This window comes from Pseudomonas sp. GW821-FHT07G06 (assembly GCF_058986625.1).
The window spans coordinates 1-12150 of record NZ_JBYSVW010000032.1; the positions used below are offsets into that span (position 1 = coordinate 1).

Here is a 12150-nt window from a genome sequence, read left to right on the forward strand (position 1 = left end):
TGGGAGCGGGCTTGCCCGCGAAGGCGGCCTGACAGCCGACCAATTCCTTGGAGCTGTACTCGGCACCTGTGGGAGCGGGCTTGCCCGCGAAGGCGGCCTGACAGCCGACCAATTCCTTGGAGCTGTACTCGGCACCTGTGGGAGCGAGCCTGCTCGCGAAGACGGCCTTACAGCCAACGAAAATCCTCTGCCTCACACCATCAAAATGGCCAGAAATTATGGATGTCAGGCAAGGCTGTAGGACCAGGAGTGAGGCTACACCGCCTTGCGTCGTTGCCTACAACTACGCCAGAATCCGCCGGCTTGTGCGCCTTGTGCCTGGTCTTTATCGTTTCCGTGTCGCTGCAAATTCAGCGCCCGGATTTAGCGATCCGAACAGTTACAGGGACACCAGCACTCCAGTCTTGATTGCATGCGTTTCTATGTCTGCAATTTGATTATGGCGGCTGTGCGTCGGAGACCTTCGGGTCTACCGGGTTTGCCTGTAACCGGTTCGCTAACCTTCGTACAGTCGCCACCCTTACTTGTTTAGCGACAGGTCTTGGTGGCTCCAATTTCTACAGGAGCTCCACCATGGTCAAACCCACACCCAATCCCCCCGAATCAGAAGCCGATACCACCCAACGTGCATCCGGCCTCCACCTGAAACCCGCCATCCTCAAAAACAACGCCCCCCACAACCCCAGCACGATGTTCACCATCGCGCCGAACATCGACACCGAAAGCCTGTTGGCCCATGCCTGTGAATCGCTGGCGTCGGCGAGCGTCATGGCCAGTGATTTCGCAACATTCCTGGATGGCCCGCAACGCAGCATGTTGTTGGGGATCCAGCAGGTGATCATGCTGGCGGACCTGGCGGTCAATCGTGCACTGGATAACGTTGCCCCACTGGACTAAACGCCGAGCTTTTGTGGCGAGGGGGCTTGCCCCCGTTGGGGTGCGAAGCGCCCCCCCAAAAATGGTCCTTACGTTCATCTCCGGGAAACCGGGTAACGGCTTTTAGGGCCGCTACGCAGCCCAACGGGGGCAAGCCCCCTCGCCACAGGGTTTGTGTACGCAGGAACGCTTCAGGCGCTTTCCAGCATCTCGATCAACCGCTCCGGCCACACCGTTTCTCGGGTCTCTCGCAGCTCCGCTACGGACCACCACTTATGGTCAGCCATGACCCGGACTTCGTGAGCCGTCCACCCCTCACGGGACAGGCGTTCACTCTCGGTATGAACCACAAAATACCGTTCAACCGACAGCACCGTTTCACCACTGGGCAGCATCATCGGAAAACTGCGTTCTGCAACGCTCGGACCCACCGTGTCGATGAGTAAACCCGTTTCTTCAAACAGCTCACGAACCGCCGCAGCCTCAAAGGATTCACCCGGCTCAAGCCCGCCACCGGGTGTCGCCCAGTGGCTTTGGCCGTCGAGGGCATCGCCTTTGTGCTGGAAGTGAAACAGCAGAACCTGTTGCGAGGGATTGATCACCAGCAGCCTGGCGGAATTACGTTGGCGCATTTTTTTCTTTCCATAGAGTGCCGCGAACCGCAGCTTTCACTGCGGCCCGCGACGGTAAAGCTCAAGTCGGCGTTATTACACCGATAGGGTTAAGCCACTACCCGATAACACGGCACATACGCCGCGCCGCCCGGCAGTTTCATGCGGTGCTGGGCGACGAAGGCTTTGAGCAGCAGGTCCAGCGGTTGCATGATCGCGGCGTCACCATGGATCTGGTAAGGCCCGTGCTCTTCGATCAGGCGGATGCCCTTGTCCTTGACGTTGCCGGCGACGATGCCGGAGAACGCGCGGCGCAGGTTGGCCGCCAGTTCGTGGGAGGGCAGGTCGAGGCTCAGTTTCAGGTTGGCCATGTTTTCGTGGGTCGGGTCGAACGGGCGCTGGAAGCCTTCGTCGATTTTCAACAGCCAGTTGAAGTGGAACGCGTCGTTGCGCTCGCGGCGGAACTGCTTGACCGCCTTGAGGCCCTGGGTCATCTGGCGCGCCACTTCGGCCGGGTCATCGATGATGATCTGGTAGTGCTGCTTGGCGGCGTCGCCCAGGGTGGCGCCGACGAACGCGTCCAGTTGCTCCAGGTACGGCGCGGCATGTTTCGGCCCGGTGAGGACGACCGGGAAGGGAATGCCTGCGTTGTCCGGGTGCATCAGGATGCCCAGCAGGTACAGGAATTCCTCGGCCGTACCGGCGCCGCCCGGGAAGATGATGATGCCGTGGCCGACGCGGACGAAGGCTTCCAGGCGTTTTTCGATGTCCGGCAGGATCACCAGTTCGTTGACGATCGGGTTCGGCGCTTCGGCGGCGATGATGCCGGGTTCGGTCAGGCCCAGGTAGCGGCCGCCGTGGATGCGTTGCTTGGCGTGGGCGATGGTCGCGCCTTTCATCGGGCCTTTCATCACGCCGGGGCCGCAACCGGTGCAGATGTCCAGGCTGCGCAGGCCCAGTTCGTGGCCGACTTTCTTGGTGTATTTGTATTCTTCGGTGTTGATCGAGTGCCCGCCCCAGCACACCACGATCTTCGGCTCGACGCCGGGGCGCAGGGTGCGGGCGTTGCGCAGCAGGTGGAAGACGTAGTCGCTGATGCCCTGGGAGTTGCTCAGGTCGATGCGCTGGCTGTCGAGTTCGTTTTCGGTGTAGACGATGTCACGCAGGGCGCTGAACAGCATTTCCCGGGTGCTGGCGATCATTTCGCCGTCGACGAAGGCGTCGGCCGGGGCGTTCAGCAGTTCCAGGCGTACGCCGCGGTCCTGCTGGTGAATGCGGATCTCGAAATCCTTGTAGGCTTCCAGAATGGTCTTGGCGTTGTCGACATGGGCGCCGGTGTTGAGGATGGCCAGGGCGCACTGGCGGAAGAGGGTATAGGTGCTGCCGGAACCGGCTTCGCTCAATTGCTGGACTTCCCGCTGCGAGAGCGTTTCCAGGCTGCCCTTGGGGCTGACGGAGGCGTTGATAACTTGGCGTTGGGTCATTCAATGATCCTTAAAACGATGTCATTCACACAGCAACTACGAATGGCATCCGAATAATGTGTATTCATGAAAGAAGATGGCACGAACTGCGCGGTCTCGCCATGTCCCCCGCTTGACGATGAAAAGATGAAAAGGAGCCCCAGCATAGCTAAATCCCTCGCAGAGGCGATAATGGCCCGCTGTCTTTTTGCCTCAGACCCCTTTTTACCCTTTCAGCTCAGGAAACCCGACGCAATGTTCGAAATCCAGCCGATGAACGCTGACAGCTACCGGCAACAGACACGGCGCAGCACGGTCATCATTGCCCTGATCTTCCTGGCGCTGGCGATGGTGCTGTCCACGGCGGCGGTGGCGCTGTTCGGCACGCCGTTGGGCGACAATCTGCGCTTCAACGTCGGTGGTGTGTTTGTTGCCGTGCTGGCGATGGTGGTGCTGATGCGCAAGGTGTTCTGGCATCAGGCGTGGATGGCGCCTGCGGTCTACAGTTGGCAGCTCAAGCGCAGCCTGATGAGCATCACCAATGTCATGCATCATGTAACGGCGGCCGTGGAACGGGGTGATCCGGTTGCGATGAAGCTGTTGCGTTTCTACCATTTGGGCTTGAACCAGATGCATCAACTCGATGGCAACTCCAGTGACCACGGCCAATTGATCCGCGAAATGGACCAGCACAAGGAACGGATGCAAGCACAGGGCATCGAAATCGAACAGACACGGCTGGATCCTGCGTGGCTGGAGGCGGTAAAGCAGGCGCCGCGCTAACATCATGACGAGCCCGGCTCGGGCATAGTGAGCAAAAACGGCGGTCAGGAAGGCTCGTCCGTCATCGACACAGGGAGCACCATGGGACATCCATTGATCAACGATCAAATTGAAATGCTTCGGCCAGCCGTGCCCCGGCTCAAGGTCCGCTCGGCGGTGACCTTGCTGGTGGCGGTGTGCCTGTCGATGGTGGCTATCGTGATCTGGGAAGCCTGGAGCTCACGCCAGTACCACCTGCATGACAAGGAAGTGGTGATGTCCAACCTTGCGCAGACCCTGGCTTCTCAAGCGCAGGCAACGATCAAGCAGGCCGATACGCTGCTGTTCACGTTGGTCGATCGCCTGGAACACGACGGCGTGGATAAATCCCGGTTGCCGCCATTGCTCAACGCCCAGCGCAGTGAGCTGAGCCAGCTCCATGGCTTGTTCGTTTTCGACGAAAACGGCCGGTGGCTCGCCAATTCCAATGGCGCCGGCCAAACCGGCGTCAACAATTCCGACCGCGAATACTTCATCTTCCATCGCGACAACCCCAGCCGAGGGCCGCACATCGGGCCGTCGATCAAGAGCCGTTCGAGCGGCGAGTGGATCATGACGGTTTCGCGTCGGCTCAATCATCCCGACGGCAGTTTTGCCGGCGTGGCGCTGGCGACGATTTACCTCAGTCATTTCCTGCAGCTCTACGACAGCATCGACATGGGCAGCAACGGCGTGATCACCCTGATCGCCGACAACGCCAGCATTGTCATTCGCCGACCTTTCAAGGAGGCGGATATCGGCAGCAGTCTCGCCAAGAGCCCGTTGTTCACCCAGCTGTTGCCCAAGGGCGATGCGGGCACGGCCACGATCACGTCGGTCATCGACGGTGTCGAGCGGGTAACGGGCTATCGCCGGGTCGAGGGTTATCCGCTGATCGTTTTTGTCGCGCTGAACAAGGATGAAGTGCTGGCCAGTTGGCGCAAGGAAACGCTGCTCAGCGCCGGCATCGTCACGCTGTTGCTAAGTGTTCTCGGGGTATTGGGGTTCCGGCTGATCAAGCTGATGAAGCAGCAGAACCTGGTGCAGGTCGAGCTGCTGGACACCCAGGACAAGCTCCTGGAGGTCAATCGCAACCTCGAGGGCCTGGCCCTGAAAGACGCGTTGACGGGGCTGGCCAACCGGCGTCAGTTCGACGCGTTCATCGATGCCGAAATGGGCCGTGCCCGGCGCAGCCAGACCGAACTGGCACTGCTGATGATCGATGTCGATCATTTCAAACCGTTCAATGACCGCTACGGCCACTTGGCCGGTGATGAGTGTTTACGCAAGGTCGGTGCGATCATCACCGACAATATCAAGCGCCCCGGTGACCTGGCCGCCCGTTATGGTGGCGAGGAGTTTGCGGTGGTGCTGCCCGGCACCGACTACGTGGGGGCATTCCTGGTGGCGGAGAAAATCCGTCGCGCGGTGCTGCAGGCCGCTATTGCCCACAGCGACAGCCCGGAAGGCGCCGTCACCGTCAGCGTTGGCGTGTGTGCCAGCAATGGTGCTTCCCAGGTTCGCTCCGAAGACCTGATCGGTGCGGCGGACAAGGCGCTGTACGTGGCCAAGGCCAGTGGGCGCAATATGAGTGTGATTGCCAACTGAGGTTCAGGCGTCAGGCAAACCGGTCCGTTCCCTGAACCAGCCGGGTTGCCAGGCCGGGTTTTTCAAGCTGCTCCAGCCACCAGCGGAGGGCGCGACCGTCATGGTCGCCACGCCAGCCGGCGTAGAGGATGTTCGGTTCGCGCGGGTCGGCCATCGGCTTTTCAACCAGCGTACCGTTTTTCAGCAGCGAGCCAATCCGGTTCCGCGGCAGCCAACCCACCCCCAGCGCATGGCACTGGGCGAGGATTTTCGCGCCCATGGTCGGCACGGCCAGCACCGTTTGCCCGCCGGTGACGCCGTAGGTGCGGCCCTCGCTGACTCTGGACGAATCGGCCACCACAATGGCCCGGTGCTGCGCGACCATGGCCCGGGTAATCGGGCCTTTGGCCTTGGCCAGCGGGTGCCTGGGTGACACCGCAAACACCCATTCCATTTCCCCCAGTTGCATCCAGCGCAGGGACGGGATCGCCGGAGGCTCATTGGTGGCGCCGATGATCAGGTCCGCGCGGCCTTCGCGCAGGGCTTCCCAGACCCCCTTGAGGACTTCGTGGGTGATGCGCAGCGGTACGCCGGATTGCAGCGCATCGAATTCGTCGATCACCGGGATCAGGGTTTCGAACTCCAGCAGCTCGTCGGTGACGATCCACAGGCGGCTCTCCCAGCCATTGGCCACTTGCTGGACCCGCTGGGTCAGGCGCGAGACGTCCTGCATCAGCCGCGCCGCTTCGTTGACCAGCAACTCGCCCGCCGGGGTCAGTTGCAAACGGTAGCGGCGGCGGTCGAACAGCAACGCATCGAAGCGTTCCTCCAGTTGCCGCGCCGCATAGGACACGGTCGACGGCGCCTTGCCCAGGTGCGCCGCCGCCCGCGACAGGCTGCCGGTTTCGCGGATGGCCTCGAGTAGCGCCAGGTCTTCGGTCGATAGCATGTGCAAAATCCTTGAGGGGCAATACGGTAACTACAGAAGAATATGCGTTCCCTGAGATCCGTGTGCAGTAATAAGAACCGCGACCATCCCCCAATGGCTGCGATTTTTGACGTTACACCATTATTGCTGCGAGCTGACAAGTACAGCGGGTGGTTTAACGTGGGCTACGCCAAAGTGGATAGACGGAAGAAATATATATTTCTGTAGTGTAGTGATTATAAAGAAGAAAGGGACGTTCCAAGACAATAGGGTCCTGATGCGCAACCCGTTTCGCCAGCGCGGCACGTATCTCTGGGCGATTGGAGTTAGAATTCCAAAGGCCATTTTGTTCTGCAACGCAAACCAGCGAAAAATCATTTTCAGCCGCAAGATCCTTTGCGCACGCAATGACACAATTCAATAGTTCATCCGCCAAATAAACGGTTGAGTAGTTTTTTGTCGGGTTTATGCCGCGAATAAGTAGTGCGTTTTCGTAGTTGATGCTTAAGGTGTACAGCTGTACATTGCCTATAACTCTCCCTAAGCGTTCACTGAATATATTCAAATGAAAATGATCGGCTCTTTTAAAAAGCTCCCGATTAATGTCGGTGCAAATGCCGGTCGTCGATTTTGCAAAAAATGACGCTGCGTTTTTAGATAGATAAATTCGGATGCGATCATGAATTTGTCGCCACTGATAGACAATGTAGTGATAGCAGTGCAGGTGTGGAATGAAGTTTAGGTTGGATCTCTTTAATCGTGCGTGCTCTATATGAGCGCAATGGTCTTGCAATTCAGATAGTGTATTTTCCACCTCGCTAATTCCTGCGGTGACTGGTCTGAATAACGTATAAATAGTCTCGGCGAGTGGTAAACTCTTGTGGTTGTCGACAATTACGCTATCAATCACATTCAAGCTGTTTTCTGATATGGATGAAAGAACAGGGGTATTGCCAAGTATCCGCTGACTGGATTGCAGATTGCTGATGCGTAGCGCATTGATGAGCGGGCCGTGGTCCTCACAACCTAAATAGAGCGACAACCAGTAAGGCGTGGTAAGACCGTGCTTCACGGCATTTTCGAGCTTTTTTGTTTGTGCGATTGCAGCGTTGGCGCTCGCGGGCTCCATTGCTGCCAGGGTGGTCAGCAACGTTGCAAGCTCGGTGGGTGTTTTAGCGATCACGTTGCGCAACAGTGTGCGAAGCTGCCCCAGCGTATCTTTGTCGAGTATGCGCTCCAGTAACGACTCCAGGGCGTCAATCGCGGAGGGATGGATAAACACTAGTTGGCGAATATCGGTCAAGATCCGTTGCTTGACAAACGTGAACAGCAGACGGTCTTGGCTAGTACTGCTCTGTAGCAACAGTTTGACCGACGGATTGCCCAGCACTGTCCACAGCAGCTGGAATAACGCAATGGGGCAAACAGAAGTGCTGGAGTCTCCGTGGAGCTGGGCCTGGAGCGAGAGAAATCGTTGCGCCATGGCCGGATCAATTCCGTAGTGATGCAGGGCAGGTTCCATGTAGCGTAGCGCTGCCTGGGATGAGCATCGAGCTGCAGAAAAGTCTTGATGGGGGTTGAACGCCTTTAGGGATCGTTCGACCAACAGCATCTGATGCTCAGATTCCAGTTTTGAGTATGCTTCGTAGGCTGCGCCGTTTTCAGCGTCTATGTCTGCCAGAACTTCGTGCGTGGGTGGCTTGAACTGTTTAGCGTGGGTGGTTGCTTCCAGCGATTCTTTGAACGAGCCCAGGGTCAAACTCATGGCCGTGGCGATACCGCCCGACGCTTCTTGCGCGTCTTGCAGGCGCCTGCGTATTGCAATCCGTTTACCATTATTCGCGCTGGCAAGGGGCTGAAGGGGGGGCGACCCGGTGTAGCTGCTGGAGATTCGAGGTGACGGCTGGGTATGAAGGATCAAGTCTTGCCAGTGAGCTGCTGCCTCATCCAGCTCCCAATGAATATCAGGCGCGAGCAGCTCGATAACATGTTTGGTGATAGCGTTCAGTATGTCCTCATACGCAGGTTCATGATGAGCAAACACAATATGCAGCAAGTCGGGCAGGGGGCCTGCTCCCTCGACAAAAAAATAAAAACGCGACATGCCATGCATCAACTGCTCGGTCGTGTAAGTGCTGAACAGGGGTGAACTGAAAAAGCTGATATCGCTCAGTGCCGTTAGCTCCCGTACTCGTTGCTGCTCATGGAAGTCCGTCGACGACGGTGCCTGAAGCTGGACAAAGCCTTGCTGCTCAAGGTAATGCCTGATCAACGATATGAGTTGACTAGCCTGATGATGGCGATGCCTGAGGGATTGCCTCTTTTTTGTGTCCGTCTCTGTGAAGAGATCAATTTTTTGCGATTGAAGAATGATGGAGAATTGTTGGAGAACGAGCTCGTATTTATTCGGATCTATTCGCGGGCTTGCTGAACGCTTGTGGGCATCCGGCCTTGATCTTAACAGGCCAGTCACCGAGACGATGTCTCCTTGGCGAATCCGGGCTGTGGCGCTTCTGAGTGTCGAATCCAGAACAATTACCTGCAATGAAAAATATTGGCTGGCCACTCGCAGGAACGAGAGCCCCCCCAGTTGCCGAACAACTTCGCAGCGGCCACTGAATTTCACTGTCTTCTCTACAAGCTCAGGCAGTTCATCTACATACAGAAGTAACGATGTAGTACTGTTTTCAGGTGTTTCAGTGAATTGACCCATCACAATGATCGTCTCCTGTAAATAGTGTGCCTTGGCACTGCACCACTACTTGCCGTCACTTCCCGATGGCAAATAACTCATTCAATACGTGCTTGAAACTGGCCAACAGGGCTTGCGCGCAATCGTCAGAAATGGCGTCACGATAGTAGGAAAGACTTCCGATCAGTCCGCCTTCGGTACGTAGTGTGTTAAGTGAAACATCGGTCTTTATCCCGCTGGGTGGAACCCCGATACCATGCAACCGTGAAGTGCCTAACTGGCGTTGCTGTGAAGGATAGTTATGGTGGTTGTACCAATAGGGAAATCGAGAGCCGTAAGCGACAGCGCGGGGCGAACAGTTGGCCTCAAAAATATGCGGCGGCAGCATGGCGTGGCCGTAGGCATCCAACACGCAATGATTGACCTGCTCCAGCAGCCGCAGAGAAGGTGACCAATCAGAAAGCCGGGGTCGAATCACCATGGGGTGAACAAAATACCCCACTACCGGCTCCAGGGCCGCGTCGGTCCGGTTAGCTACCGGAGAGCGTATGTAGAGGTCGATCATGCCTGTGTTTCTGGCGAGAGAAACAAAGAACGCAGTGAGGATAACGGTATAAAGGCTGATACCCGTTCGGCTGCACAATTGCGCTATTGCGGGGTACTGCGCATCCAGATTGAGCGGTAGAGCGGCACTGCGATAGGTAAATTGCCGAGGCCGCTCAATAGCGCCGCGCAGTGGAAAGGGTTCGGGCAGTTGTTTCAGTGTCTCTTGCCAAAAAACGTTATGTTTTTCCAGCAGGTTTTCAGCCAAACGTTGATGTTGAGCATCGGTATAATCTGCGTATTGCAGGTAGTGATTGGCTTCGTCAGGCACGCCGGTGGCGAGCAATGACTGATAGTGCGCGCAGAGCTGGTCCATTAGTATCGCACCTGACCAGCCATCGAATGCAATGTGATGGGCGGTGATGATCAACACGTCATCCGCCCCTTGGCATTCAAGGTAGGCTGCCCGAATCAACGGTGGATGTCTCAGGTCAAAAGCGGTCAATGATTCTTCAATGATCAGATCGGCCACGGTTCGACTGACATCGCTTTTAAGTGCCAGGTTTATCCGGTGAAAAGGCAACGAGAACTCGTCAAAGGCGTGTTGTGAACGACGCCACTGGCCGTGTGAGTCGAATTCGAAACTACAACGTAACGCCGGTTGCTGTTCAAGTACGGCGCCGAAGGCTTCGCGAACCCTGATCACTGAACACTCGCCTCGAATGTAAAACGCCATCACCACATTTTCCAGATAGGCTGGGGTTTCTGGTGGCTTTTCAAGGATTTCGCGTTGAGCCAGCCCGGGCGTATCGTCACCTTCGCGCTTGCGCCAGGCATGGGCGTCCAGCAATAGGCAGTTTTCACCGGCCTGGCGTGCGCTGCCATTGAGCAACCCCGCCTGCTGAGCCAGTATCGGATGGTCGAAAATATCTTTGGGGGACAGGTCAACATTGAAAAGGTTGGCAATTCTGCCAAGAAGCATCATCACCGAAAGGGACGTCGCGCCGCATTCAAAAAAATGGCTGTCGGCCGAGATCGTCTGATGGCTGAGGATTTCTTTCCAGATAGTTTGTAATCGATCCAATGTCGAAGCGTCGCCATTGACTGACGGTGTGATGACACTGGGTTTTGCATTCATTTCACGCAGCGCGTTGTGATTGACCTTGCCGTTAGGCAAAAGAGGTAGACTGGCAAGCGAATACAGCCGGCTGAGGTGCATGTAGGCGGGGAGTTGGGCTGAGACTACCTGTTTGATCCTTTGGTCAAGCAAGTGAGTCTCAACGTTGGTCTCAGCTACATAACACGCACAAATCTGTTTTTCTCCGCTGGCCAAGGTGTCGAGATAGACGGTGGCGTAATGCACTCCAGGTGTTTGTTGGACGATTTGCTCAATGGCCAAAAACTCGACCCGATGTCCATTTACCTTGTGCTGACTGTCACGCCGACCGAGGAAGGAAAGCTCTCCCGAGGCTGAAACAATCCCGATGTCCCCGGTTTTATAAATGCGTACTGGCTTTCCATTAACGTTGAGTTCTGAAAAGCACAGGGCGTGATCGTCTGGAGTATTCACATACCCTATCGCTACGCCTGGTCCAGCAATTGCTATTTCCCCCTCTTGCTCCTGCATGACGGGGGCACCCTGTTCATCCAGCAGATAAACTTGTATGCCGCGAATGGGCTTACCAATGGGTGGAGGCAAATGCTTGTTGGCATCCTGATTTACACGCCAAAAAGTCGCGTCGATGGTCGTCTCGGTAGGCCCATAGAGATTGACCAACTGACTTTGGGTTTTCGAAAAGAACTGATCGACAAGCGCCCAGGTTAATGACTCACCGCCGCAAAAGACCAAACGGCAGGAAATATGCTCGAATTGCCTTAACCGCACTAATTCAAATAGCAGCGTGGGAACAAACTGCGCAATCGATATATGCTCTTGTTCCATTATCAACAGTATGCCAAGCGGATGTTTAGCATAAGCCGCGGGGAGCATAACCGTACAGGCTCCGGCCGCCAGCCCAGTCCATAGTTCCCATACGGACGCGTCAAATGCGACCGAGGTTCGTTGCAATATTATGTCAGAATCAGTAACGCCAAATTCATCTATAAACCATTGGGTATGATTCAATAACCCACCGTGACTTATTAATACGCCTTTAGGTTCGCCGGTGGAGCCAGACGTATATATGCAGTAAGCCGGTGTCTCCTTACTTGGCAGATTAAAACGTTTTCGTTGATAGCTATTGTTGATAATGTCTTGCGGGTTTACGACTCCCTCAGAAAATGGCTGAGGAAAAGGCACGGGGACGTCGCAAAAAATATGCTCAACCTTGGCGTTGATCAGCAAACTCTGGATTCTTTCCTCGGGGTATTCGGTGTCTATTGGAAGGTAGGCACTGCCATGCTTCATGATTCCCAAACAAACGGCTACCAGTTGGACTGTTCTCTCCATGGCAACAGCGATAACGCTATGGCTTGCGGCACCCTTTTGTTCTAGGTATGCGGCCACTCGATCTGCATATTCGTTCAGTTGCTTATAGGTTAACCGCTGTGTCCCGCATTTAACGGCGATGCGATCTGGGGAGGCGATTACATGGTGTAGGAACATGTCAATGATACTTTCATAAGTACTATAATTCATATTAAACTCCC

Annotated in this window: 8 protein-coding genes; 3 read left to right on the forward strand and 5 right to left on the reverse strand. The window is 56.0% G+C overall.

All coding sequences use genetic code 11. The features are described from left to right. Window positions 1-573 precede the first annotated feature (573 nt). Window positions 574-897, forward strand: coding sequence for a DUF6124 family protein (locus tag AC3WJW_RS29380; RefSeq protein ID WP_218484267.1), 324 nt, complete (start codon window positions 574-576; stop codon window positions 895-897). 170 nt (window positions 898-1067) lie between these two features. On the opposite strand, the gene AC3WJW_RS29385 is transcribed toward AC3WJW_RS29380, so the two are convergent. Together AC3WJW_RS29385 and ppnN are read right to left on the reverse strand one after the other, a co-directional pair. Beyond that, window positions 1068-1508: an NUDIX hydrolase gene (locus AC3WJW_RS29385; RefSeq protein ID WP_493728457.1), complete on the reverse strand. Its 441-nt coding sequence runs from the start codon at window positions 1506-1508 to the stop codon at window positions 1068-1070. A gap of 89 nt (window positions 1509-1597) precedes the next feature. Then, window positions 1598-2971 (reverse strand): nucleotide 5'-monophosphate nucleosidase PpnN, encoded by a 1374-nt coding sequence (gene ppnN, locus AC3WJW_RS29390; RefSeq protein ID WP_007979011.1) that lies wholly within the window; start codon window positions 2969-2971, stop codon window positions 1598-1600. 234 nt (window positions 2972-3205) lie between these two features. Between ppnN and AC3WJW_RS29395 the strand changes: the two genes are divergently transcribed. Continuing rightward, complete coding sequence (locus AC3WJW_RS29395) at window positions 3206-3733, forward strand: DUF3087 family protein (RefSeq protein ID WP_493728458.1); 528 nt, start codon at window positions 3206-3208, stop codon at window positions 3731-3733. 81 nt (window positions 3734-3814) lie between these two features. Further along, the gene (locus AC3WJW_RS29400) at window positions 3815-5359 is read left to right on the forward strand and encodes a sensor domain-containing diguanylate cyclase (RefSeq protein ID WP_493728459.1); all 1545 of its coding nucleotides are present in this window, start codon (window positions 3815-3817) and stop codon (window positions 5357-5359) included. 10 nt (window positions 5360-5369) lie between these two features. On the opposite strand, the gene AC3WJW_RS29405 is transcribed toward AC3WJW_RS29400, so the two are convergent. The 3 genes from AC3WJW_RS29405 to AC3WJW_RS29415 form a co-directional block, all read right to left on the reverse strand. Next, window positions 5370-6287 (reverse strand): LysR family transcriptional regulator, encoded by a 918-nt coding sequence (locus AC3WJW_RS29405; protein WP_493728460.1) that lies wholly within the window; start codon window positions 6285-6287, stop codon window positions 5370-5372. Window positions 6288-6441: 154 nt separating this feature from the next. Continuing rightward, window positions 6442-8979, reverse strand: a complete 2538-nt coding sequence (locus AC3WJW_RS29410; RefSeq protein WP_493728461.1) for a hypothetical protein — start codon at window positions 8977-8979, stop codon at window positions 6442-6444. 55 nt (window positions 8980-9034) lie between these two features. After that, entirely contained in the window at window positions 9035-12139 is a 3105-nt protein-coding gene (locus AC3WJW_RS29415; RefSeq protein ID WP_493728462.1) for an amino acid adenylation domain-containing protein, read from the reverse strand. Window positions 12140-12150 lie beyond the last annotated feature (11 nt).